General features: G+C 72.6%; 22 protein-coding genes. 17 read left to right on the top strand and 5 right to left on the bottom strand.

What is annotated here, in order from left to right:
- Window positions 1-117: 117 nt before the first annotated feature.
- Window positions 118-1167, bottom strand: coding sequence for an esterase/lipase family protein (locus HF519_RS14365; protein WP_169413437.1), 1050 nt, complete (start codon window positions 1165-1167; stop codon window positions 118-120).
- A 284-nt stretch (window positions 1168-1451) separates the two neighbouring features.
- On the opposite strand from HF519_RS14365, the gene HF519_RS14360 reads away from it, so the two are divergent.
- From HF519_RS14360 to HF519_RS14290, 15 genes are all read left to right on the top strand, one after another.
- The gene (locus tag HF519_RS14360) at window positions 1452-3191 is read left to right on the top strand and encodes a PucR family transcriptional regulator (RefSeq protein WP_169413436.1); all 1740 of its coding nucleotides are present in this window, start codon (window positions 1452-1454) and stop codon (window positions 3189-3191) included.
- 122 nt (window positions 3192-3313) lie between these two features.
- Window positions 3314-3622, top strand: coding sequence for a WhiB family transcriptional regulator (locus HF519_RS14355; protein WP_169413435.1), 309 nt, complete (start codon window positions 3314-3316; stop codon window positions 3620-3622).
- Between the two features lie 58 nt (window positions 3623-3680).
- The gene (locus HF519_RS14350) at window positions 3681-4163 is read left to right on the top strand and encodes an Hsp20/alpha crystallin family protein (protein WP_169413434.1); all 483 of its coding nucleotides are present in this window, start codon (window positions 3681-3683) and stop codon (window positions 4161-4163) included.
- Window positions 4164-4178: 15 nt separating this feature from the next.
- Window positions 4179-4715, top strand: a complete 537-nt coding sequence (locus HF519_RS14345) for a YflT domain-containing protein (RefSeq protein WP_211170020.1) — start codon at window positions 4179-4181, stop codon at window positions 4713-4715.
- A 1-nt stretch (window position 4716) separates the two neighbouring features.
- Complete coding sequence (gene dnaK, locus HF519_RS14340) at window positions 4717-6627, top strand: molecular chaperone DnaK (RefSeq protein ID WP_169413433.1); 1911 nt, start codon at window positions 4717-4719, stop codon at window positions 6625-6627.
- Window positions 6628-6774: 147 nt separating this feature from the next.
- A complete protein-coding gene (locus tag HF519_RS14335) occupies window positions 6775-7299 on the top strand; it encodes a nucleotide exchange factor GrpE (protein ID WP_312860107.1) in 525 nt (174 codons plus the stop codon).
- A gap of 6 nt (window positions 7300-7305) precedes the next feature.
- Window positions 7306-8436: a DnaJ C-terminal domain-containing protein gene (locus tag HF519_RS14330; RefSeq protein WP_169413431.1), complete on the top strand. Its 1131-nt coding sequence runs from the start codon at window positions 7306-7308 to the stop codon at window positions 8434-8436.
- Between the two features lie 13 nt (window positions 8437-8449).
- Window positions 8450-8773 (top strand): chaperone modulator CbpM, encoded by a 324-nt coding sequence (locus tag HF519_RS14325; RefSeq protein ID WP_169413430.1) that lies wholly within the window; start codon window positions 8450-8452, stop codon window positions 8771-8773.
- Complete coding sequence (clpB, locus tag HF519_RS14320; protein ID WP_169413429.1) at window positions 8764-11394, top strand: ATP-dependent chaperone ClpB; 2631 nt, start codon at window positions 8764-8766, stop codon at window positions 11392-11394. The genes HF519_RS14325 and clpB overlap by 10 nt, the downstream gene beginning before the upstream one ends.
- Entirely contained in the window at window positions 11391-11915 is a 525-nt protein-coding gene (gene trxA / locus HF519_RS14315; RefSeq protein ID WP_169413428.1) for a thioredoxin, read from the top strand. Before clpB ends, trxA begins: the two co-directional genes overlap by 4 nt.
- Window positions 11912-12370 carry a hypothetical protein gene (locus HF519_RS14310; protein WP_169413427.1) on the top strand — a complete coding sequence of 153 codons (459 nt, stop codon included), beginning with the start codon at window positions 11912-11914 and terminating at the stop codon, window positions 12368-12370. Before trxA ends, HF519_RS14310 begins: the two co-directional genes overlap by 4 nt.
- Window positions 12367-12651 (top strand): UBP-type zinc finger domain-containing protein, encoded by a 285-nt coding sequence (locus HF519_RS14305; RefSeq protein WP_169413426.1) that lies wholly within the window; start codon window positions 12367-12369, stop codon window positions 12649-12651. Before HF519_RS14310 ends, HF519_RS14305 begins: the two co-directional genes overlap by 4 nt.
- 29 nt (window positions 12652-12680) lie before the next feature.
- The gene (locus HF519_RS14300; protein WP_169413425.1) at window positions 12681-14393 is read left to right on the top strand and encodes an FAD-dependent oxidoreductase; all 1713 of its coding nucleotides are present in this window, start codon (window positions 12681-12683) and stop codon (window positions 14391-14393) included.
- Between the two features lie 15 nt (window positions 14394-14408).
- Window positions 14409-14855, top strand: a complete 447-nt coding sequence (locus HF519_RS14295; protein ID WP_169413424.1) for a DUF1931 family protein — start codon at window positions 14409-14411, stop codon at window positions 14853-14855.
- Window positions 14856-14870: 15 nt separating this feature from the next.
- Window positions 14871-15851 (top strand): AraC family transcriptional regulator, encoded by a 981-nt coding sequence (locus HF519_RS14290; protein WP_169413423.1) that lies wholly within the window; start codon window positions 14871-14873, stop codon window positions 15849-15851.
- A gap of 16 nt (window positions 15852-15867) precedes the next feature.
- Here HF519_RS14290 and HF519_RS14285 read toward each other — a convergent pair whose 3' ends face one another.
- The 3 genes from HF519_RS14285 to HF519_RS14275 form a co-directional block, all read right to left on the bottom strand.
- Window positions 15868-17511: an MFS transporter gene (locus tag HF519_RS14285; protein WP_169413422.1), complete on the bottom strand. Its 1644-nt coding sequence runs from the start codon at window positions 17509-17511 to the stop codon at window positions 15868-15870.
- Between the two features lie 9 nt (window positions 17512-17520).
- On the bottom strand, window positions 17521-18438 hold the full coding sequence (locus HF519_RS14280; RefSeq protein ID WP_169413421.1) for a SigB/SigF/SigG family RNA polymerase sigma factor: 918 nt from the start codon (window positions 18436-18438) through the stop codon (window positions 17521-17523).
- A gap of 137 nt (window positions 18439-18575) precedes the next feature.
- Window positions 18576-20792: a Gfo/Idh/MocA family oxidoreductase gene (locus HF519_RS14275; protein ID WP_169413420.1), complete on the bottom strand. Its 2217-nt coding sequence runs from the start codon at window positions 20790-20792 to the stop codon at window positions 18576-18578.
- 50 nt (window positions 20793-20842) lie between these two features.
- Here HF519_RS14275 and HF519_RS14270 point away from each other — a divergent pair, with 50 nt between their 5' ends.
- Complete coding sequence (locus HF519_RS14270) at window positions 20843-22018, top strand: glycosyltransferase (RefSeq protein WP_169413419.1); 1176 nt, start codon at window positions 20843-20845, stop codon at window positions 22016-22018.
- Window positions 22019-22127: 109 nt separating this feature from the next.
- Here HF519_RS14270 and HF519_RS14265 read toward each other — a convergent pair whose 3' ends face one another.
- Window positions 22128-23591: a cytochrome P450 gene (locus HF519_RS14265; protein WP_169413418.1), complete on the bottom strand. Its 1464-nt coding sequence runs from the start codon at window positions 23589-23591 to the stop codon at window positions 22128-22130.
- A gap of 113 nt (window positions 23592-23704) precedes the next feature.
- Here HF519_RS14265 and HF519_RS14260 point away from each other — a divergent pair, with 113 nt between their 5' ends.
- Window positions 23705-24289: a TetR/AcrR family transcriptional regulator gene (locus tag HF519_RS14260; RefSeq protein WP_211170019.1), complete on the top strand. Its 585-nt coding sequence runs from the start codon at window positions 23705-23707 to the stop codon at window positions 24287-24289.
- Window positions 24290-24480 lie beyond the last annotated feature (191 nt).

Genomic DNA, 24480 nt, shown 5'->3' with positions numbered 1-24480 from the left:
ACCCGGGGCCCCTCCCCTGACCCCCGCGAGTCGCGGTATCGCCGCGGGTGAGTCGGGGTATCTCCGCGGGCGAGCCGTCGGGGGCGGTTGCCGCTCTGCGGGTGTGGCTCGACCCCCTCAGGCGGCCGGCTCGCATCCCTCGGCCCGGGCGTAGCAGGCCAGCTCCGGCTCGGCGGCCACCCGCGGGTAGGTGGCCAGGGTCATCGCCAGCAGCGTGCTGGACCGGGCCGAATCCGCCGGGAACGTCAGCGGGTTCACCCCCGGCATGAGGGGTTGCGTGCACACGGCGGGATCGATGCGGTCCGGGTCCGCCGGACCGTCATGGGTCAGCGCGTCGAGCACCAGCGCCCAGGCCACCGCGTCGTACGTGCCCGTGGCGATGTGGTCGGCGGTACTGCCCGGGCAGACCTGCTGCAGGGCGACATTGGTGACCTCGTCGTCGGCGGCGCCGTCCGCGGCGAGCACCGACCCTGCCGGCTGCGGGGTGACCACCGCGTCGAGGTCCGTGTAGACGACGGTGTAGTCGACGCCGCCGAAGGTCTGCCGCCCGGAGTTCAACGCGGCGAGGAACTTCGAGCCCGTCCGCTGCTGCCAGATCGCCGGGGCGCACAGCGGGGTGCAGGCGGCCGACCCGGTCAGCGTGCCGTTGTTGCTGGGCGCGAGCCCGATGAGGTCGGAGACCAGCTCACGGGTGTCCGGCCAGAAACGCAGCGCCCAGCGCGTGACCATCCCGCCCTGGCTGTGCCCGACCACCGCGACGTCGCGGCCGGCCCGCTCGGCCATCGTGCGTAGCGCGTACACGACGTACTCGCCGCGAACCGCGATGTCGGCCATGTTGCGGCCGGGGGCGGTCGAGGTGCAGTACGGGATGCCGGCCGCGGTGAGCGCGGGCTGATAGTTCCAGTCGAAGTTCTCCGGCGGGTCCACCGTCGTCCCGGAGAGCAGCAGCACCGGGTCGACCGCCGCCTCGTCGATGCCGGGTGAGCAGTCGAGGCTGGCGGCGAGCACATCGGAGGGCACGGTCAACTCCGGTCCCGGGCGATCCACCGGGGCATGACGCACGGTGGTCGCAGGGGTCCCTGGTGCGGCGACGGCCGGGGTGGCGATCATCGCCGTCATGGCGAGCGCCAGCCCCGCGAGCGGGACGAGGGTGAGCCGGTAGTGCATGGGTCCTCCGAGATGATCCCGCGCGCGGCAGTGCGCGCGGACGACATCGCACCGTAGCGAGGAGGACACGCAGCGTGGCGGCGACCCGCCGGTCACGACGGCGCCGCCGGTGCCCTCGCGGGATGAACCGCGCCGGCGTGACCAGGACACCGGTGCGTCGTCTGCACTCGCTGGGACGAATCGCCGCTCCTCGCCTCGATCCGTTGGCACCAAGAGGTTTTCGCCCGCTACGAATCTGGTCTGCGGGGTTGCGTTCGGCCGGGCTGAGGCCGATCCTTGTCCGGATGTCGTCCCGGGTCGATCCCGCTCTGCGGCTGGAGTCGGGGAGCCGAACTGGACTCGCGGAATCTTCCGGAGCAAGGGAGCAACTGTCCTCGCTACGCGCCCTCGTCGTCGTGGGCATGATGATGTTTCGTGGAGCCGGGCTGGAGGAGATCCTGCGGATCGCCACGTTCTCCGTCCCGTCGCTGTCGTCCGCCCGCGCCGAGGCGGTCCACCTCGTCGAGAACGACGAACTGCAGTTCTCGCTGATCGGGACGCCCCGGCCGCCGAGCCCGGAGCTGACGGCGTTGGGTGCCCGCGAGGGCGCGGTCCCGGTCCCCGGTGCCGAGTGGGGCTGGGCGTTGCCGCTGTCGGGCCTGGGCCGGTTCCGGGGTTACCTGGTGCTCGGTGCGGACGCCGAACCGGGAGAGGAGGAACTCTTCCTGCTGCGGGTGCTCGCCGAGCAGGCCGGGTCCGCGCTGACCACCGCGATGCTCGTGGAGGAGCAGCGGGAACAGGCCGACGAGCTGCGCCGGATGGGTGACCGGCTGGCCGGCGTCAACGCCCGGTTGAACGAGACCGTCGAGGACTTCGAACGCCGGACCGCTGTGCACGAGACGCTCAACCGGGTGCCCGCGACCGGCGACCGGGCCGAAGGGATCGTGCGCGCCGTGCACGATCTGACAAGATTGCCGGTCGTGGCCGAGGACCGTTTCGGCAACGTGCTGGCCTGGGCCGGCCCCGGCCGTCCGAAGGCCACGCGCAAGGTTCCGGCCCGGCAGCGCGCCGACGTCCTCGGGCGGGCCCAACGCGACGGGTGCCCGGTCCGCGACCGGGACCGGCTGACCGCGCTGGCCCAGCCGCGCGACGAGGTGCTCGGGGTGCTCAGCCTCGTCGACCCGGGGCGGACCGCGGGGCCCCACGAGGTTCTCGCCCTGGAGCAGGGAGCCACGATGCTGGCGATGGAGCTGGCCCACCGGCACGGGCTGGCCGAGGTCGAGCTGCGGCTGCGCCGCGACCTGGTGGAGGATCTCATCACCGGCACCGACGAGGACGGCGCCGTCACCCGGGCCCGAACGCTGGGCGTCGACCTGCACCGGCCGCACCGGGTGATCGTGGCCCGGGGCCGTGGCGGGGTGAGTGACGAGGCGGTCGCCCAGGCCGTCGGACAGGCCGCCCGCGGCCTCGACGCGGGGTCGTTGCTGACCCGACGGTCCGGGTCGGTGATCCTGCTGGCCAACCGCCCGGCCGGCTGGGGCGAGGAGCCCCGGTGGGCCGAGATCCACGCCGCGGTCAGCCGGCACCTGCGCTCGACCGCGGTGGCGATGGGGGTCGGCGGGGAGTGCGAGCGCCCTGCCGACTACCCGCGTTCCTGGCAGCAGGCCGAGCGCGCGGTGGCCATCCGGGAGCGCTCCCGCAATCCCGGAGGCATCACCGCCTACGAGGACCTCGGCCTCTACCGCGTCCTCAGCGACAGCGACGGGGACGCCGAGGTCGACCGGTTCGTCCGGGAATGGCTGGGAGCCCTGCTCGACTACGACGCCCAGCACCACTCGGAGATGGTGCGGACGTTGTCGACCTACCTGGATTGCGGCGGCAACTACGACGAGACGGCGGCCGGGATGTCCATCCACCGCAGCACGCTGCGGTACCGGCTCCAGCGAATCCGCGAGGTGAGCGGTTTCGATCTCGGCGATGTCGATCACCGGCTCAACCTGCACGTCGCCACGCGCGCCTGGAACCTGATCGCGGCCCCGCACTAGGCCCCGGAGGGCGAAGGCCGGCCGAGGCCTTCGAAGTCCGTCCTGACGGATCGACCACGCCGACCGTGCTTGGCGCCGCCGTGACCAGGACGGGTCCCGGCCCGCGATCGCACCATGCGGCGATGACCGAGTGGATCGATCGGGCGGCATGCCGCCGGTTCGACGCTGAATTGTTCTTCCCGGTGGGTTCCGGCACCCCTGCCGCGGGCCAGACGGCGCGGGCGCAGGCCGTGTGCGAGTGCTGTCCGGTGACCCAGGAATGCCTCGGCTGGGCGATGCGCAACGGCGAGGTCGAAGGCGTCTGGGGTGGCCTCGACGCTGCTGAGCGGCGGGCTCTGCGCAGTGGTCGGCCTGGGGGGACGAACTCCGTCGACGAGGTTCCATCCCCGGGACCGATACCCCGTTGCGGCGGCGCTGCGACGGTTGCCTGACTGCTCGGTCGTGCCCGAGCCGGCCGCCGAGTACCACCGATACTGCTGGAGGCCCGCTGTGACACTCATGCGATTCGATCCCTTCCGTGAGCTCGACCGGCTTGCCGAACAGGCTCTGTCCGTCGGAACCCGGGCCGTCCGCAGCATGCCGATGGAGGCGCTGCGCCGCGGGGACCAGTTCCTGGTCTTCCTCGACCTGCCCGGTGTGTCCCCCGACGACGTCGATGTGACGGTCGAGCGCAACGTCGTGACCATCCGGGCCCGGCGGTACCCGCAACGGCAGGAGGGCGACGAGGTCATCGTCGACGAGCGGCCCTACGGCGAGTTCATGCGACAGCTGTTCCTCGGCGAGAACCTCGACCCCGGTGGACTGTCGGCGGACATGGACAACGGCGTGCTGACCATGACCATCCCGGTCAGCGAGACGAGCAAGCCACGCCGGATCCCACTCGGTGCCCAGGGCACGTCCCCGTCGACCGAGGCAACAGCGTCCGACACGGCAGGCCGGCCGGCGACCGCAGAGTCGTCGGTGCAGGCCTGAACCAGGAGGGTCACCATGACTGATCAGCCGAGCTCCACCGCGGGCCGGCCGGGCACCCCGGCGAGCAGTGCCGCGGACCCCGGCGCCCGCGCGCCCGCAGGGCGCGGGGTGAGACGGGCGATCGCGTCCTTCGCCACCTACGCCGACGCCGAACGGGCCGTCGACCGGCTGGCCGACCTCGACTTCCCGGTCGACCGCGTGGCCATCGTCGGCCGTGACCTGGAGCTGGTCGAACAGGTCACCGGAAAGATGAACCTGCCCCGGGCGCTCTGGCGCGGCGCCATCAGCGGCGCCGTCCCCGGTGCGCTCATCGGCTGGATCTTCGGACTTTTCAACTGGATCAACCCGCTGATCGCGGGCCTGTTGCTGGCGCTCTACGGCCTGGTGTTCGGCGCCATCATCGGCGCGATCATCAACGGGATCATCTACGTCGCGCAGCGCGGCCGGCGGGACTTCGCCTCGGTCACGATGATGCTGCCCCAGCGCTACGAGGTGATGGTCGACGATGAGGTCGCCGACGAGGCGGCCCGACTGCTCGGGGTGGGGGTCTGACATGGCCAGGGCCGCAGGCATCGACCTGGGTACGACGAACTCGGTGATCGCCGCCTGGGAGGGCGGTGAGGCGCAGGTGATCCCGAACGCCGAGGGATCCCGCACCACCCCGTCGGTGGTCGCCTTCACCGAGACCGGGGAGCGGCTGGTAGGTCAATTGGCCCGCCGGCAGGCCATCCTCAACCCGAAGGGCACGATCTACTCGGTCAAGCGCTTCATCGGTCGTAAGTACGACGAGATCGAGGAGGAGGCCAAGCAGGTCACCTTCGACGTGGTGCCCGACGAGCACGGGAACGCGCGGATCAAGGTCCGGGACAAGCTGTACGCCCCGGAGGAGATCAGCGCGCTGATCCTGCGCAAGCTCGCCGACGACGCATCGCGCAGCCTCGGCGAGAAGGTGACCGAGGCCGTCATCACCGTCCCGGCCTACTTCAACGACGCGCAGCGCACCGCCACCCGCGATGCCGGCAAGATCGCGGGCCTCGAGGTCCTGCGGATCATCAACGAGCCGACGGCCGCGGCGCTGGCCTACGGGATGGACAAGCGCGAGCACGAGACGGTCCTGGTGTTCGACCTCGGTGGCGGCACGTTCGACGTGAGCATTCTCGACGTCGGCGACGGCGTCGTGGAGGTGCGGGCCACCGCGGGCGACACCCACCTCGGTGGGGACGACTTCGACCGCCGGATCGTCGACTACCTGGCCGACCAGTTCCAGAAGGAGAACGGGATCGACCTGCGCCAGGACCCGCAGGCGCTGCAACGGCTGTACGAGGCCGCCGAGCGGGCGAAGATCGAGCTCAGTTCAGTCACCCAGACCCAGGTCAGCCTGCCGTTCATCACCGCGGACGCCACCGGGCCCAAGCACCTGACGGCGACGCTGAACCGCTCGACGTTCGAGCAGATCACCGGCGACCTGATCGAGCGCACGATGGGCCCGGTCAAGCAGGCCATGTCGGACGCCAAGATCAGCGCCGACGACATCGACGAGGTCATCCTCGTCGGCGGGTCGACCCGGATCCCGGCCGTGCAGAACCTGGTCCGCCGTCTCACCGGCGGCAAGGATCCGAACATGACGGTGAATCCCGACGAGGTCGTCGCCGTCGGTGCGGGGATCCAGGCCGGGGTACTCAAGGGCGAGGTCTCCGACGTCCTGCTGCTCGACGTCACCCCGCTTTCGCTGGGCGTGGAGACCCAGGGTGGCGTGATGACCCGGATCGTCGAGCGCAACACGACGATCCCGGCCCGGCGCAGCGAGATCTTCTCCACCGCGGCGGACAACCAGCCCGCGGTGGACGTGGTGGTGCTGCAGGGCGAGCGCGAGCGCGCGGCGGACAACCGGGTGCTGGGCCGGTTCCAGCTCACCGACATCCGGCCCGCGCCGCGCGGCGAGCCGCAGGTCGAGGTCACCCTCGACATCGACGCCAACGGCATCCTGAACGTGACCGCACGGGACAAGGACACAGGCGCTGAACAGGGCATCACGATCTCCGAGAGCTCCAACCTGGACACGAGCGAGATCGACCGGATGGTGCAGGAGGCCGAGCGCAACCGAGCCGCCGACCAGGCGCTGCGCCAGGAGGTCGACGCCCGCAACGAGCTCGACCAGATCGCCTACCAGGTACAGCGGCGGCTGGAGGAACTCGGCGACGCCGCGCCCGCCCACGAGCGCGCCCGGGCCGAGATGCTCGTGACCGACGCCCGGCAGGCGGTGGCCGACCAGGCTCCGCTGGACCGGGTGCGCGAGCTGACCTCCGAGCTGCAGCAGGTGGCGGCCGGGTTGCAGGCGGCGGCCACCGCGGGAGCCGGCGGTGCACCCGGCGGCGGCTCGGGCGGTGCGACGGCCGGTGCCACGACCGGCGGGGGCGCTGCCCAGGACGACGACGTGATCGACGCCGAGTTCGACCGCAGCTGAGGTATTTCGATGTCGGAGAAGTCGACGGAGCAGAGCCCAGGAACCACCCCGCGTCACCCGGCCCAGTCGGAGTCTGACCGGCCTGAATCGGTCCGACAGGCGCCGGAGCAGCGGGGTCCTGGGCAGCAGGAGGAGCCGCCCGCCGGGGTGGCCGCCGATCCGGGGGCTGCGGCCGCCCCGGCGGATCGGGCCGGGGAACCGGTCATCCCGGCCGACCGAACCGGCCCCGAACAGAGCGAGATCGCCGAACTCGAGGACCGGTGGCGGCGCGCCGTCGCCGATCTGGACAACTTCCGCAAGCGCTACACCAGGGAGGTGAGTCGCGAGCGTGCTGCGGAGCGGGCGCTGGTGGCCGGCGCGTTCCTCCCGGTGCTCGACACGATCGACCTGGCGCTGGAGCACGCCGGCGCCGACCCCAAGTCCATCATCGAGGGCATCCGGGGCGTCCGTCAGCAGGCGCTCACGATCCTGGAGAACCTCGGCTTCGCCCGCCAGGACGAGGCCGGGGTCCCGTTCGACCCCACCCGGCACGAGGTCGTCGGCGTCGTGGAGCCCGACGACTCGGGCACCCCACCCGGCGCCGTCGCGTCGGTGGTCCGGCCCGGCTACGGCGCGCCTGACCGGCAGCTGCGCCCGGCCGCCGTGACCGTCACCCAGTCGTCGTCGGGGTGAGCGCGGATGGCGCGTGACTACTACGAGGTTCTCGGGGTGTCCCGGGACGCCGATGCGTCGGAGCTGCAGCAGGCCTTCCGCCGGCTGGCGCGCCAGAACCACCCGGACGTCAACAAGGACCCGGCCGCCGAGGAGCGGTTCAAGGAGATCAACGAGGCCTACAGCGTGCTGGAGGATCCGGAGACCCGGCGCAAGTACGACCGTTTCGGCGAGAACTTCCGCCAGGTCCCGGACGACTGGGAGGAGCGGGTCGGCGCGGGCGCGCGGGCCGGCGGCGGGTTCGGTGGCGGTTACGGTGGCTACGGGGGCGGCTTCCGCCGTGGCGGCGGGGTCCGCAGCGGCGGGTACGGCGCCGGGTTCGGCGGGGACCGGGGCTACGAGTCCTACGGTGGCTTCGAGGGTGTCGACCTCGAGGACCTCCTGGGCGGGATGTTCGGCCGCCGTGGCCGGACCGGGCCGGTGGCGGGTGCCGACCAGGAGGCGGAACTCCCGCTGAGCGTCGAGGAGGCCTACCGCGGTGGACGCCGCCAGATCACCCTCGAGGGCACGAGCGGTCCCCGCAACTACACCGTCAACATCCCCCCGGGGGTGACCGAGGGCCGGCGCATCCGGCTCGCCGGCGAGGGCGGCCGCGGGCTGAACGGTGGCGAACCGGGAGACCTGTACCTGATCGTCAAGCTGCAGGGCCACCCGAAGTTCAAGGTCAAGGGCCGCGACATCACCGTCGACCTGCTGCTCGCGCCCTGGGAGGCGGCGCTGGGAGCCACCGTCCCCGTCAGAACACCTGGTGGCGAGACCAAGGTGACGGTCCCGGCGGGTTCGTCGACGGGGCGGCGGCTGCGGCTGCGCGGAGAGGGCATGCCCGACCAGCGCGGCCGTCCGGGAGACCTCTACGCCGAGGTCAAGATCGTGGTGCCGCCGCGGCCGCCCACCGATCGCGAGCGGGAGCTGTGGTCCGAGCTGGCAGCCACCGCCAACTTCGACCCCCGTCGCGGGGACACGACCCGCGGTGAGACCACGAGCACCGAGGACCGGCCCACCGGCGACGGCCGCGGTGGCGGGAAACGCCGGGGCGGCCACCGGGGCGGCGGGCGGCGCACCACGTCGGACGCCGGCGACAGCGACGACACGACATGAAGGGTCCGCACCGATGACGGTCCAATACCTGCCCGTCGCTCAGCAACAGGGTCTGACCCAGGAGGACTTCGCCCGCCGCAGCGGTGTCCATCCCGAGTTGCTCCGGCGCTTCGTGGCGCTCGGCCTCATCCGCGCCACCCGGGACACCAACGGCGATCTGCGGTTCCCCCGCGAACAGCTCACCACCATGGCCCGCATCCAGCGGTTGCGGGCCGGGCTGCCCCTGAACTACGCGGCGCTCGGACTGGTGATCGACCTGCTCGACCGGATCCAAGACCTGGAGACGGTCGCGCGCCGGAGCCGCATCGACGACCGACGGAGTGTGACATGGACCTGAACCGCCTGACCCAGATGTCCCAGCAGGCCCTCCAGGCCGCACAGAACCTGGCGGTCCGGGCCGGCCACACCGAGGTCGACGGCGAGCACCTGCTGCTCGCTCTGCTCGAACAGCCCGAGGGGCTCGTCCCGCGGCTGCTGACGGCGATGGGGACCGACATCGACGGCCTGAGCTCGGCCCTGGAGGCCGAGCTCGCGCGTAAGCCGCGGACCACCCGCCCGGCCGCCCAACCCGGGCAGGTCTCGATCACCCAGCGGCTGGCCCAGGTCCTCGAGGCGGCCGAGCGCGAGGCCAGGCGGCTGAAGGACGAGTACGTCTCCGTCGAGCACCTGCTCGTCGCGCTCGCCGACGAGGGCCAGCGCAGCGCCGCCGGGCGATTGCTGGCCCAGTACGGCGTGACCAGGGACAAGTTCCTCGCCGAGCTGACCAGGGTGCGTGGTAACCAGCGCGTCACCTCGGCCACCCCGGAGGGGACCTACGAGGCGCTGGCCAAGTACGGCCAGGACCTCGTGGAGGCGGCCAGGACCGGGCGGATGGACCCGGTGATCGGCCGTGACACCGAGATCCGCCGGGTGATCCAGATCCTGAGCCGCAAGACCAAGAACAACCCGGTGCTGATCGGTGACCCGGGCGTCGGCAAGACCGCGATCGTGGAGGGCCTGGCCCAGCGCATCGCCCACGGCGACGTGCCGGAGGGGCTGCGCGACCGGACCATCTTCGCCCTGGATATGGGCCTGCTGGTGGCCGGTGCGAAGTACCGCGGCGAGTTCGAGGAGCGCCTGCAGGCGGTGCTCGCCGAGGTCAAGGCCGCCGAGGGGCGCATCCTGTTGTTCGTCGACGAGATGCACAACGTCGTCGGCGCGGGGGCGGCCGAGGGCGCGATGGACGCCGGCAACATGCTCAAGCCGATGCTGGCCCGCGGCGAGCTGCACATGATCGGCGCGACCACGCTGGACGAGTACCGCCGCCACATCGAGAAGGACGCGGCGCTCGAGCGCCGGTTCCAGCCCGTCTACGTCGACGAGCCCAGCGTCGAGGACACCATCTCCATCCTGCGCGGACTGCGGGAGCGCCTGGAGGTGTTCCACGGCGTACGGATCCAGGACAACGCGCTCATCGCCGCGGCCACGCTGAGCCACCGCTACCTGACCGACCGGTTCCTGCCCGACAAGGCCATCGACCTGGTCGACGAGGCGTGCGCCCGGCTGCGCACCGAGATCGACTCGATGCCGGCCGAGCTCGACGAGATCACCCGCAAGGTGATGCGGCTGGAGATCGAGGAGGCCGCGCTGGCCAAGGAGGACGACGCGGCGAGCCTCGCGCGGCTCGACCAGCTCCGCAAGGAGCTCGCCGACCTGCGTGCGCAGGCCGACGCGATGCGCGCCCAGTGGGAGGCCGAACGCCATGCGATCAAGCGGGTCCAGGAGCTGCGCGCCGAGCTCGAGCAGGTCCGCCGCGACATCGAGGAGGCCGAGCGGCGCTACGACCTGAACCGGGCGGCGGAGCTGCGCTACGGCCGGCTCGCCGAGCTGGAGCGCAAGCTCGAGGCCGAGGAACAGCGACTCCTCGCCAAGCAGGGCGAACACCGGCTGCTGCGTGAGGTGGTGACCGCCGAGGAGATCGCGGAGATCGTCTCGGCGTGGACCGGGATCCCGGTGAGCAGGCTGACCGAGGGGGAGCGGGAGAAGCTGCTCCGCCTGGACGAGATCCTGCACGAGCGGGTGATCGGCCAGGACGAGGCGGTCCAGGCGGTGACCGACGCGATCATCCGCGCCCGTTCCGGCGTCAAGGATCCGCGACGGCCCACCGGGTCGTTCATCTTCCTGGGCCCGACCGGCGTCGGGAAGACCGAGCTGGCCAAGGCGCTGGCCGAGGCGCTGTTCGACTCCGAGGACAACATCGTCCGGATCGACATGAGCGAGTACCAGGAGCGGCACACCGTGAGCCGCCTGGTCGGGGCCCCGCCCGGCTACGTCGGCTACGAGGAGGGCGGCCAGCTCACGGAGGCGGTCCGCCGCCGGCCGTACTCGGTGGTGCTCTTCGACGAGATCGAGAAGGCCCACGCCGACGTGTTCAACACGTTGCTGCAGGTCCTCGACGACGGCCGGCTGACCGACGCGCAGGGCCGCACCGTCAACTTCCGCAACACCGTGATCATCATGACGTCCAACATCGGGTCCCAGTACCTGATCGACGGCGTCACCCCCGAGGGCCAGCTGCGGGAGGAGGCCCGGGAGCTGGTGCTGGCCGAGCTGCGGGGACACTTCCGGCCCGAGTTCCTCAACCGGGTGGACGACACGGTGCTGTTCAAGCCGCTCACCCCGGTCGAGATCGAGCGCATCGTCGAGCTGATGCTGGGCGATCTGCGCAAGCGGCTCTCCGAGCGCCAGCTCGTCCTCGAGGTGACCGACGACGCGCGGCGGTTCATCGCCGAACAGGGTTACGACCCGGTGTACGGGGCGCGGCCGCTACGCCGCTTCATCGCGCGCGAGGTGGAGACCCGCATCGCCCGGGCGCTGCTGCGCGACGTGATCCCCGACGGCTCGATCATCCGGATCGAGCTCAAGGGTGACGAGCTCGTGATCAGCCACGCCGAGCAGACCGTGGAGGCCACGGCATGAGCAGCGGCGCGAGCACGCAGGCGACCCAGCGCAGCAGCGTCGTCACCTGCCCGCACTGCGGACGCAAGAACCGGGTGCCGGCCGCAGCCGAGGGCGTCCCGAAGTGCGGCAACTGCCACAACCCGCTGCCGTGGATCGTCGACGCCGGTGACGACGACTTCGCCGAGGTGGTCGAGCGGTCCTCGATCCCCGTCGTGGTCGACCTGTGGGCGACCTGGTGCGGGCCGTGCCGGATGGTCAGCCCCGCGCTGGAGCAGTTGGCCACCGAGCGGGCCGGTCAGATCAAGCTCGTGAAGGTGGACGTCGACACCGCCCCGCGGCTCTCCCAGCGCTTCGAAGTGCGTGCGGTGCCCACCCTCATGGTGGTGCGTGACGGCCAGGTGATCGCCCGGCAGCCCGGTGCCGCGCCGGTCCCGGTGCTGCGCGCCTGGCTCGACGAGGCTCTCGGAACGGGGTCCGGCGGATCCGGCGCCGCGGCGTCCCGGCAGGACTCAGCGGACTCGAGCCAGAGGTCGTCATGACCCTGCGCGAGCGAGCCTGGCAGTGGCCGTTGCGGCTGAGCAGCGGCACCTACGTCCTGGACTCCGGCCTCTCCAAGAGGAACGCCGACGAGGAGACCGCGAAGCACCTGCACGGGTTCGCCGCCGGCACCTACCCCTTCGTCAGCACGATCGAGCCCGGACAGTTCGTGAAACTGGTGTCCGCCGGTGAGATCGCGCTCGGTGGCGCGCTGCTCGCCCCCTTCGTGCCCGCGAAGCTGGCCGGCCTCGGGCTGCTGGGTTTCGGCGCGGGCCTGCTGGGCCTGTACTGGAAGACCCCGGGGATGCGCCGGCCCGGCAGCGTGTTCCCGAGCCAGGAAGGTGTCCCGCTGGCCAAGGACGTGTGGCTGGTCGGGATGGGAGCCGCGCTGGTCCTGGGCGATCGTGGCACGTCCCGCACCCCGGCCGCCCCAGCGGTACCGGACGTGGTGACATGACCTTCGGGATTCCGATCGGTGGCACCGTCGCGGATCCGCACGTCAGCTGGATCCGCGACGTCACGCCCGGAACGCCGGAGGGCTGCCAGGAGTGTCTGCAGATCGGTTCCCCGTGGGTGCACCTGCGGTTGTGCCTGACCTGCGGACACGTGGGCTGTTGCGACTCGTCCCCGATGCGTCACGCCCGCGGGCACGCCGGGGTGGTGGGCCACCCCATCGTGCAGTCGTTCCAGCCGGGCGAGGACTGGCGCTGGTGCTTCGTGGACGAGGCCTTCGTATGACCGCCGGCAGGGGCGGCCGATCGGAGGTCATGACGGCGACACGCGCAGAGGGGCCGGACCTCGAGCAGTTGCTGGCGGCGGTACCCCCGGGGGAGACCCCGGACCTGCACGGCGCGTTCCCGCGGCTGGACGAGGCCCGGATCCAGGAGCTGTCCGCGCTGGGTGAGCGGCGCCCGACCCGTCGCGGGGAGGTGCTCATCGCCGAGGGCGAGCCGGACGAGATGTTCTACGTCGTGCTCTCCGGGCGCGTCGCGGCCGTGGAGGCCCTCGGCACGCCCGAGCAGCGGGTCATCAGGGTGCACGGGCCGGGGAGGTTCCTCGGTGAGCTGGGCCTGCTCACCGGGCAGGTGGCATTCCTGACGTGGCTGGTGGCCGACCCGGGCGAGGTGATCGCGATCCCGGCCGAGCGGCTCAGACAGATCACCCTGTCCGATCCCGCGTTCGGCGACGAGGTCCTGCGCGCCTTCCTGATCCGCCGGTGGCTCGTCCTCGACCAGGGCCTGGGCTTCCGCATCGTCGGCTCCCGCTACTCCCCGGACACCCGCCGGCTGCGCGAGTTCGCCGCTCGCAACCGGCTGCCGCACCGGTTCGTCGACCTGGAGTCCGACACCGCGGCCGATGCGCTGCTGCGCCATCTGGGACTTGGCCCGGAGGAGACGCCGGTGGTGATCTGGCGGGACCGGGTGCTGCACAACCCCAGCAATGCCGAGCTGGCCGGACTGATCGGGCTGCGCAGCGACCGGTCGAGATCGGAGATCTGCGACCTGGTGGTCGTGGGCGGCGGGCCGGCCGGCCTCGCGGCCGCGGTGTACGGGGCCTCGGAGGGCCTGGACACCTCGTTGCTCGACGGGGTGGCCGTCGGCGGCCAGGCCGGGCGGACCTCGCGGATCGAGAACTACCTCGGGTTCCCGGCCGGAATCTCCGGGGGCGAGCTCGCCGAGCGCGCGATCATCCAGGCCGAGAAGTTCGGCGCGCGCGCCACGGTGCCGGCCGAGGTGATCGGGATGGAGGCCGGCGAGGGAGAGCACGTGCTGCGGCTCGCTGACGGCGACAGCGTGGCGGCCCGCGCGGTGATCATCGCGACCGGTGCCCGTTACCGGAGGTTGCCGGTTCCCCGGCTCGAGGAGTACGAGGAGAGCAGCGTCTACTACGCCGCCACACCCATGGAGGCGCAGGTGTGCGCCGGCGATCCGGTGGTCGTCGTCGGCGGCGGGAACTCCGGCGGGCAGGCCGCGCTGTTCCTCGCCGATCATGCGGCGCAGGTCCGCCTGGTGATCCGGGAACGCGAACTGGGCGAGTACATGTCGCGCTACCTGGCCGACCGGATCGAGCGCGACCCCCGCGTCGAGGTGCTGGTGCACACCGAGGTGCGGGAACTGCAGGGCGAGCGCGGTGTCCTGGAGTCGGTCGTCGTGGAGGACCTCGACACGCACGAACGCCGGGTGCTGCCCGCGCACGAGCTGATGGTGTTCATCGGGGCCGACCCGTGCACCGAGTGGCTGCCGGACACCGTCGCGGTGGACTCCGGCGGATACGTCCTGACCGGACCGGCCGCGGTCCAGGACGGGTCGGGGCTCGACGGTGGGCAGGCCCGGCAGCCGCTCCTGCTGGAGACCAGCACGCCGGGCGTGTTCGCGGCCGGTGACGTGCGGAGCGGCTCCACCAAGCGGGTCGCCTCGGCGGTGGGTGAGGGATCGATGGCGGTGCGCCTGGTGCACGAGTACCTGGCGACGGTGCGGTGAGGAGAGGGAGCACGCATGGCGGTCTCGGGCACGGCCCAGTTCGAACGGTTCTTCCGATCGGTGGCGGGCATCGACGTCGACAAGGAGGACCTCAGACGCTTCCACGAGTTCATCGACGAGAAGGTCGACGACATGGCACTGGCCGGTTCGATCACGGCCAAGTGGAACGGCCGGGACGTGGTCCAGCCGCCCGACCTGCCGATCACCAAGGGTGTGCAGGAGCGCATCCGCGAGTTCGACAGGCTCGAGGAGGCCGAGGAGATCCTGCCGTTGCTGCGCCAGATGAGCCGGCGCCCGCCGGACGTGACGTTCGCGGACGAGACCGAGGAACGGCTGGTGCACCTCTACGGCGGACTGTCGGTCGGACTGGCCCGGACCTTCCGTGTGATCGACCCCGAGATGGGCAACCCGTCGACCGAGGACTGGGACCGCGCGTTCCAGCTGTTCCGCCTGCTGACCTGAGGGGTGCCGCCCGTCATGGCTGATCCGCAGTACTTCACCTTCCGCGAGGTCGACCCGGATGTCGCCGAGTCGGTGATCCGGGACGGCGACGTCATCACGTCCCTGGATCTGCTGCACCGGCCCACACCGGACTTCTCCTACGACGCCCACGGCGTGGCGCGCGGGCCGCTGAGCGTCGAGGAGGCCTGGTACACCGACGGCACCCGGCTCGGCCTGCCCGCCGACGACGACGTCGGCTATTCCATCGGCTTCCCGGTCCACGGGATCATGCACTCCGAGCACCGGGGCGTCGAGGCAGACGTCGCGCCCGGCCGGGCCGCCGTCTACCAGCCCGTGGGAGAGATCGACATCACCACCGATCCCGACTACGACCTGTTCGTCGTCCGGATCGACGCCGGTGCCCTCGAGGACGCGCTGGAGGGCCGGCTGGGTCACGACGTGCAGCGGCCCCTGCGCCTCGCGCCGACGATGGACCTCAACACCGCGGCCGGCCGGGTGTGGGCGGGGCTGGTGCGGCTCATCCTGGACGGGGGCGGCCCCGGCGGTGGGCTGGACAACCCGACGATCGCCGAGCCGATGCAGGAGTCGCTGCTCGCGAGCCTGTTGGAGGCCATCGACCACCCGTACCGCGAGGAGCTCGAGGCGCCCGTCCGCTCCTGGGCCCCGGGCCCGGTCCGGCGGACCGTGGACACCATCGAGGCCTTCCCGGAGCGCCCCCTCACCGTCGCCGACCTCGCGCGCGATGCGGGACTCAGCGTTCGGGCGCTGCAGGAGAGCTGGCTGCGGCACCTGGGCGTGCGGCCGGGCCACTACCTCCGGCAGGTCCGGCTGGCACGAGCCCATCTGGATCTGCAGGACCACGCTCCCGGGGAGACCACGGTCGTCACCACCGCCTACCGGTGGGGGTTCGCCGACCCCGTGCGGTTCGTCGGCGCCTACGGCACCCGGTACGGGCTGCCGCCCTCGCAGACACTGCGCGGCCCGGCGTACGCCTGAGGGCTCGCAGGGCGGCTCACAGGCTGGTCGCGTCCGCCCGCACCAGGTGCCGGACCCGCGGTTCGGTGCCCCGGACGATGAACCGGCGGGCCCGCACCTCCAGGTCGCGGTCGGCGGCGGTGCCACGCTCCAGGTGCTGGCGCAGGTGCTCGGACCAGTCAGCCACGGTGAACACCTCCAGGAACGCCTCCGGGTCCTCGAGGTCCTCGAACAGTCCCCACAGCTGCGCGCCGGTGCGCTTGCGCGCCCGCCCCACCGGCAGCATCGCCGCGATGAACGCGGCGGCCTCCTCCTGGGGCACCCGCCACTCCAGTGTCACCAGCACCGGGCCGGCGTCGAGGTGGGCGACGGGCGGATCGGGCAGGTGTCGCACCGCGCTGACGTCCACGGTCTCGGCCTGCAGCCGCAGCCGCCACCGGACGATCGGCACGCTCAGTGCCATCCCGGCCGCGGCCACGACGAGTGCCGTCACGGAAGTGAACTCCTGGGCCACCGCCCCCCACAGCACGCCGCCCAGTGCCTGCCCGCCCATGAAGACGAGCTGGAAGTAGGCCAGCGCGCGGGCGCGGGTCCATCCCGGGAGCACGACCTGGGCGGCCGCGTTGAACGTGGACAGCACCGCGACCCAGGCCAGACCGGTCACGATCAGCGCGCAGCCGACCGCCAGCGCGGACCGGGCCAAGCCGGTGATCAGCATCGACCCCGCGTAGACCAGCGAGCCCACGGCCACCAGCGAGTCGGCGTCGACGTGGGCGCGCACGGTGGGCACCACGATCGCGCCGAGGATCCCCCCGAGGCCCACGCCGCCGAGCAGCAGCCCGTAGTCCCCGGCGTCGAGTCCGAGACGCCCGCGGGCGATCACCGGCAGCAACGCCCACAACGCGCTGGCGAACAGCATGAACACCGCGGAGCGGGCGAGCACGGTCGCGAACAGCGGCTCGCTGCGGACATAGCGCGCGCCGGCCCGGACCGCGCGGCGCAGCTGCTCGTGGCCGAGCGGGCGCGGCTCCGGCGGGCGGCGCCAGAGGGCGATCACCAGCAGCACGCCGACGAAGGACAGCGCGTTGAGCGTGAAGTTGGCCACCGGACCGAACACGGAGATGAGCACGCCGCCCACCGCGGGCCCGAGGGCCTGCCCGATGTTGGCGTTCGCCCCGTTGAGCAGCGCGGCCTGCGGGAGCTCGTCGGATTCGACGAGGTCGGGCTGCACCGCCTGGAGCGTCGGCATCGAGATCGCCTGCCCGATGCCCATCGCCGCGATCAGCCCGAGCAGCAGGCCGGGTGTCATCGTCCCCAGCGCGGTGAACAGCGCCAGGGAGCCGGCGGCCGCCGCCATCAGCAGCTGGCCGCACAGCAGCAGCCGGCGCCGGTCGAACATGTCGCCGAGCGCCCCGGCCGGGACGACCAGCAGGAAGACCGGCAGCGTGGCGGCGGTCTGGATGAGCGCGACCATGAAGTCGCGGCCGTCGAGATCGCCCATCAGCCACTGCGCACCCACGAGCTGGGCCCAGGTCCCGATGTTCGCGACGAACTGGGCGATCCACAGCGCCCGGTACCAGCGGTGCCGCAGCGGCGACCATGCCGCTGGAACGGGGCGGACGGGGCCGGGCGGTTCGGGGGCGACCGCGCCGGTCGAGGTGAGTACCGAACCGGAAGTCATAGGCCGCGTTCAGGTGCCGGCGGTCAGGGCTCGGCGCAAGCGGGTGAGCGTCGCCGTGAGCAGCCTGGACACGTGCATCTGCGAGATCCCGATCTCCCGTGCGATCTGGGTCTGGGTCATCTCCCCGAAGAAGCGCAGCAGCACGATCGTGCGTTCGCGGTCGGGCAGCGCCTCGAGCAGCGGGCCGAGCGCCTGCCGGTTCTCCACCAGGGCCACCCCCGGATCGGGACGGCCGAGCGCGGCACCGAAACGGGTCACACCACCGGCCCCGGGGTCGGTCCCCGCCGGTTCGTCGAGGGAGAAGCAGTGGTAGGCGTGGTGCACCTGCAGGCCGTCGACGACGTCCTGGACGTCGATGCCCAGCCGGGCGGCGATCTCGCTGGGCCGCGGCGAGCGGCTCAGCTCCTGGCCCATCGGACCCACCACACCGTAGATGGCCACCTGCAGGTCCTTGAGCCGTCGCGGCACCCGGATGACCCACGCGCGGTCGCGGAAGTACCGCAGCACCTCGCCGCTGATGGTAGGCACCGCGAACGACAGGAAGTCGGGACCGCGGTCGGGTTCGAACCGGTCGACGGCCTGGATGAGGCCGAGCGTGGCGACCTGCTCGAGATCCTGCAGCGCCTCACCCCGATGTGCGTAGCGGCGCGCCACGTGGCGCGCCACGGGCAGATGCCCGGTGATGAGCTGCTCGCGCAGGGCGGCGCGGCGCGGATCGTCACGGGCCAGCCCGGCCAACTCGGCGAACAGGGGCGCGAGGTGGGCGTATCCGTCGGTGCGCCGACGTGGCCCTGCCGTCCCCGTCCGGGGCGCGCCGGGCCGCTCGGGGACGCAGGGGCCGGATTCGCCGACCGCATCGTCCACCCGGCGGGGGGGAGGCGCGTCCGAGCGCAACTCCGGTGGTGCGCAGAGGCGTTGCTGGGTCATGTGGAGGGTCCCCTCTCCTCGGCGGATGTCCGCCTGGACCGCGATCGTGTCCGCAGGGGGCCCTTCCGCACCTCGGCATCGGGAGGCCAAGACGCGCGGAACTATTGGCCACCGGGGGCCGGGAGACCGTCCGGCCGCTATCGGGCGTCGTCGAAGGTGAGGACGGCCTGGCCGACGTGCCGGCGCCGGGCCGCGAGGTCGGCCAGGAGGGAGGGGCCCTCGGCCAGCGGCAGCACGTCGGTGACCAGGTGCTTTCGCAGAGCGGAGCCGTCGGTACGCAGCAACCCGACGGTCTCGGCCGACAGCCGCTCCCGATCCCAGCGGTGGGCGGTCCCCCGAGGGACCCGGCCGATCTGCGCGCACCGCAGGGCCAGCCCGTTGTGGTGGAACTCCTCACCGAGGCGCAGCGCGGCCCCGGCATCGGTGTAGAAGGCCAGATCGACGACGGTGCCCTGTGGCCGGCACAGGCGCAGCGCGCACGCGAGCGCGGCGGTCCGGCCGCGGCACTGCAGCACCACGTCGGCGCCCCGGTCGCCCGGACCTCGGCGCCACCGGGTCTTGAGCACCACCGCCGGGTCACCGGCGTCGGGGTCCAGACCCTCGAGCCCGAGCCCCTCGGCGGCGGCCCGGCGCGCCGGGTCGGGGTCGAGCACGACGACCTCGTCCGCGCCGTGCCGGCGGGCGAACAACCCGCTGAGCAGCCCGACGACCCCGGCACCCATGACCGCCACCCGGCGCCCGCGCACACCGTCGCCGAGGGTGCGGACGTCGGTGCCGCACTCCTCGGCGGCGGCGTAGAGCAGGCCGTTGGCGCAGATCGGGCCCATGTGTGCGACGTAGATCCCGAGCAGCGGGTCGAGGTCGCGCGGCAGCACGATGATCCGGTCGCGCAGCGGGTCGGCGGCGTAACCGGCGCGATGGCCGTAGGTCATCGCCACGAGCGCTCCCGGCTCCGCTCCGGGGACCACCCCGGAGCGGAGCCGGGCGACCTCCATGTACCCGAGCCGGGTCACCGGGTAGCCCGCTGCGGCCCGGTCGCGCTGGAACAGCCCCAGTTCCGGGTCGAAGCATGCGGACAGGGCGGGGTGCGTGCCGGTGTAGAAGCTCAGCTCGGTGCCGGCGGACAGACCGCTGTACACCGTCTCGACGGCGACCGGGCCAGGTTCCCGCGGCAGGTCCTGCACGGTCGCGGAGCCCGGGCCGTCGATCACGAGCGCGCGGTCCGTGCAGGCCGGTGCCGGTCCGCTCGTCGCGCTCCCGCGCTTCGCGCCGTCGGCGCCGCGCACGGGCGCGGTGCGGGTGATCCGCTCGCGCGCTCGCCCGTCGCCGTCCCCCGCTGCGCCCGGCCGGCCTGCTCGCCGCACCGGTTCCGGCTGCCGCGAAGCCGCCGAACGGGCCAGCGCACACGCGAGCCGATGGCTGCGCAACGCCTCGGAATAGTCGGGGAGGTCGGGTTCGGGGGGCGGCGAGACGCCCAGGACCGCGTCCACGAACGCCCGGTCGGCCGCCTCTCGCGCGATCGCCGGATCGGCGCTGTGCCGGTGGGTCCCGTCCGCGTCGCGGACCTCCAGCCCGTACTCGCCGACCTGCAGCACGAGATCGTCGGTGACGATCTCCAGCCCCGCGCCGTCCTTCCACCCGAGCGCGCACGTCGTGCCCAGGGTGCCGACGGCGCCACCGTCGAACCGCAGGATCGCGGCGGTCGCGGCGTCCACCACCGGGTCCCCGTTCGGGCCGGGCGGGCTGCCGGCGGGCAGCGCGTGCACCTCGGTGACCTCGCCGACCAGCACCCGGGCCAGGTCCAGCACGTGCACGGCCTGCTCCACCACCTGCCCGCCGGACCGTTCCGGGTGCGCCCACCAGGACACCGGCGGCACCCGGTCCACCCACCGCCCGTGCACCAGCCGGACCGTCCGCCCGGCCAGCACCTCGAGCGCCTGCCGGACCGGGCGGCCGAGGCGCCAGTGGTGGCCGACCCGGGCCAGCGTCCCGGCGTCGGCGAGCCGGCCACCGATCCGTTCCGCCGTCGCCTCGTCCCGGGCGGGCGGCTTCTCCACGAACAGCGCGACCCCCGCGTCGGCGAGCTGTTCCTCCGGGGTGCCGTGTGCGAACGGGGGCACGCACACGTACACGGCGTCGAGGTCGTGGCGCAGCAGGGCCTCGACGTCGCGCTCCGGGCGCCCGCCGTAGCCGCGGCAGAACGCGGCCGTCCGGTCCGGGTCGACGTCGGTGGCGGCGACCAGCACGACGTCGTCGAATCCGGAGAGGATCCGGGCGTGCCGATGCGCGACGCTGCCCGTTCCGACGAAGCCGATACGGCACTTGGCCGACCCGTTCGCCGCTGCGCGCACCATCCTTTCCAAGTACCTGGATTGAGACCCGTTGAAACGGGCACGGTCGAGTCATGACGATGACAGTCCTGGTCAACGCCGGACCATGGCTTGCGGTCCCGCCCGCCGGCTACGGCGGCATCGAGAACGTGGTGGCCGCATTGGTCCCGGAACTGCGTCGCCGGGGGATCCGGGTGCTGCTGGCCACCGTCGGGAGCAGCACGCTGCCGGTGGAACAGCGGATATCGGTGTTCCCCGACGGTCAGTTCGCCGAGCTGCAGCGGCCCTACAACCAGGTCATGGGGGTGGCCGCCGCGCACCTGCACCGGGTGGTGCGGGAGGTGCGCCGCGCGGGCGGCGCGATCGACCTCGTACACGATCATCAGGAGGCGTTCGGTCCCACCGTGCTCTCCGCGCTCGGGCCGCCCGCCCCGCCGGTGCTGCACACCCTGCACTGGGACCTGAGCAAGCACCCCGCCCTGTACAGCAACATCGACGGGGGCGGCGGGCTCTGGGTCAACGGGGTCTCGTTCGCCCAGCTGTCCACCGCCCCGCGGGCGCTGCGCGCGCTGAGCGTCGGTCATGTGCACCTGGCCACCCCGCTGGCCGTGCAGGCCCACCGACGCCCGCAGCACGCCAAGCGCGGCCACCTGATCGTGCTGGGCCGGATCACCCGGTACAAGGGCCAGCACGTCGCGGCCCGGCTGGCCCACCGCACCGGCCGCGACCTCGTGCTCGCCGGTCCGGTGGGGCCGTTCCACAGCCCCGGCCGGCTGGCCGCCGCGGAGCGCGGGGAGGCCAACCCGGACGTGCGCTACTGGCGTGAGGAGGTCGCCCCGCTGGTGGACGGCGGGCGCGTGCGGTGGGTGGGAACGGTCTGCGGCGAGGACCGCGACGAGCTCGTCGGCTCGGCCCGTGCGTCGCTGTTCCCGATCGACTGGGAGGAACCCGGCGGCACGGCGGTCGTGGAGTCGCTGGCTCTGGGCACCCCGGTGGTGGGCTTCCGCCGCGGCTGCCTGCCGGAACTGGTCGAGGACGGCCGCACCGGGCTGCTCGTCGACCCCGGGGACGAGGACGCGCTGGCCGACGCGACCGGGCGGGTGGCTGCCCTGGACCCCGGCGTGTGCCGCCAGGAGGCCGCCCGCCGGTTCACCCCGGCCAGGATGGCCGAGCGCTACATCCGGCTCTACGAGCGGGTGCTGGCCCGGCGTGGCCGCCGGGTGGACCTGCTGCGGGCGGTCCCCGGCTGAGCTGCCGGGCCGGCCGACCCGCGGGCGGCGCGATCTCCGTGCGGATCGTGTACAGCTCCGGGAAGAAGCTGACGTCCAGCGCGGCCCGCGGGTACGACGCGCCGGCGGCTCAGCCGGTGGACCGCAGCGGTGTGAGCCGGACCGGGATGCCGCCCACCGGCACCGGCAACGACGTGTTGTCCCAGCGCAGCCGGTAGCCCGGATCGATGGTCCAGCGGCGGGTCCGCAGCATCTCGTGCAGGATCGCGGTGACCTCGAGGGTGCCGAAGTGCAGGCCGATGCACTTGTGCACGCCCCCGCCGAAGGGGATCCAGGCGTCGCGGTCGGACTTGTCCTCGCGGCGGGGCTCGGCGAAGCGTTCGGGGTCGAACCGGTCGGGCTCGGTCCAGCAGCCGGGATCGAAGTGGTTGACGGCCTGTGCGACGAGGATGCGGGTGCCGGCGGGGATGTGGTGCCCGACGATCGTCGTGTCGCGCACGGCGGTGCGCATGACCACCGGCACCGGGGCGTTGAGCCGCAGCGCCTCCTTGATGACCAGTTCCAGGGTGCGCAGCCCGCGCAGCGCGGGGACGTCCGGGGGGGCGTCGCCGAGGGCCAGCGACTCGGCGCGGGCCCGCTCCTGCCACTCCGGGTTGCGGGCCAGGTGGTACGCCGCCGCCGCGGCGGTGGTGGTCGAGGTGTCGTGCGCGGCCATCATCAGGAAGATCATGTGGTTGACGATGTCGGCGTCGCTGAAGCGCTCGCCGTCTCCGGTGACGGCGTGGCAGAGCGCGGAGAACAGGTCCTCCCCGTCACCTGCGCGCTTGGCGGCGATGTTGTCGGAGAACCACTTCTCCAGGACCTTGCGGCCCGTCAGACCCTTCTGCCAGCGTGTCCCGGGGACGGGCCAGCGGACGAACGCGTTGGCGGCGCGCACGCAGTTGACGAAGGCGGTGTTGATCCGGTCGGCCTCCGGTCCGCTCCGCCCGTTCATGAACACCCGGGTCGCGACGTCGAGGGTGAGGCTCTTGAGCGCCGGGTAGATCCGGACCGGGCGGTCGGTCGCCCAGCTCGGCACGATCTCGCGCACGACGGGCAGGGTCTGGTCGACGTAGCGGGCGATCCGGTCGGCGGTGAACGCCTCCTGCATGATCCGCCGGTGGGCCTTGTGCTCGTCGAAGTCGAGCAGCATCAGGCCGCGGTGGAAGAAGCGGTCGACGGTGAACCGCCACGCCTCCTGGGAGAACGCCTTGTCGGCGTTCGCGAGCACCTCGCGGCTCGCCTGCGGGCCCGCCGCGATCGCGAACGGCCCGCCCGGGGTGCCCATCCAGGAGACCGGCCCGTACCGCTCGAACCGGTGGCGGGTGAAGTCGCTGCCGTACCGGATGTAGCGCGGCGTGTGGCCGAGGAACGGCATCCCCCGGTCGCCGGGTACCGGGAGCAGGCCGGACCCGGCGGGCGGCGGCGCGAGGGGCTCGCCGGGTCCGGCCGTGGATCGCAGCAGTGCGTCGTCCACCCGCTGGGGGACGGGGAGCAGGAGCACCGAGGAGAACCGCTCGCGGGCGGTCCGGACCACTCGCTCTGCCGTGGACATGGCGCCTCCAGTGGCGTGTGGACACCGACGAGGTTGACGACCTGACGTTAGACAGAATCGGTCACTGTGTCTAGAGACTTGACGAAGTCGAGAATCTGGTCCACGGTGGGGGAATGGTGGCGCGATCGATGGCGGAGCGGGCCCGTGCCCTGCTGCGCGACGAGGCGCTCGACGCGGCCGAGGAACTGCTGGTCGACCGCGGCTTCCGCGGCTTCCACATGCGCGATCTCGCGCTGCGGCTCGGGATCAGCCGCCAGACGCTCTACAACGAGTTCCCGGGCAAGCAGGGGCTGGCCTCGGCGCTGGTGCTGCGCTTGACCAGCCGGTTCCTCGACGAGATCGAACGGGCCCTCGCCCGCGAGGACGACCTGCACGCCGCGTGGGTCGCCGCGGTCCGTACCGCGATCGACGCGGCCTCCGGCGACCCGCTCCTCAAGGCGCTGCTCACCGGCGACGGGAGCGACGGCGTGCTGCCGCTGCTCACCACGGAGAGCGAGCCGGTCGTCCAGGCCGCCAGCGAGCGCGCCGGCGCCTACCTGTTGCGCCGGTGGTCCCACTTCGACCCGGCCGACGTCGCCGTCGCCGCCGAGGTCGCCACCCGGCTCACGATCAGCCACATCGTGCTGCCGCTGCATCCCGCCGACGTGGTGGCCGAGCAGATCGCCACCGTGGTCGAGCGCTTCCTCATCCACCCCTGACGCGGGCGCTCGCGGGCGACCCCCGCGCCCGTCGCGGACCCGACGGCCCGCGCCCCTGGTGGCCCCGATGACCCGCCTCGTCGCCCGCCGGACCAACCGCAGGCGGGCCCGGAGACCTTGACAGAACGCCCCGAACTGCTGGTATACCGAGATACCAACAGCAGCGGATGTGTCGGACGGTCATCGACGAC

The sequence above is a fragment of the Pseudonocardia bannensis genome (genome assembly GCF_012911875.1).
Classification (GTDB): Bacteria; Actinomycetota; Actinomycetes; order Mycobacteriales; family Pseudonocardiaceae; genus Pseudonocardia; species Pseudonocardia bannensis.
This window is presented reverse-complemented; position numbering and strand designations above follow the sequence as displayed.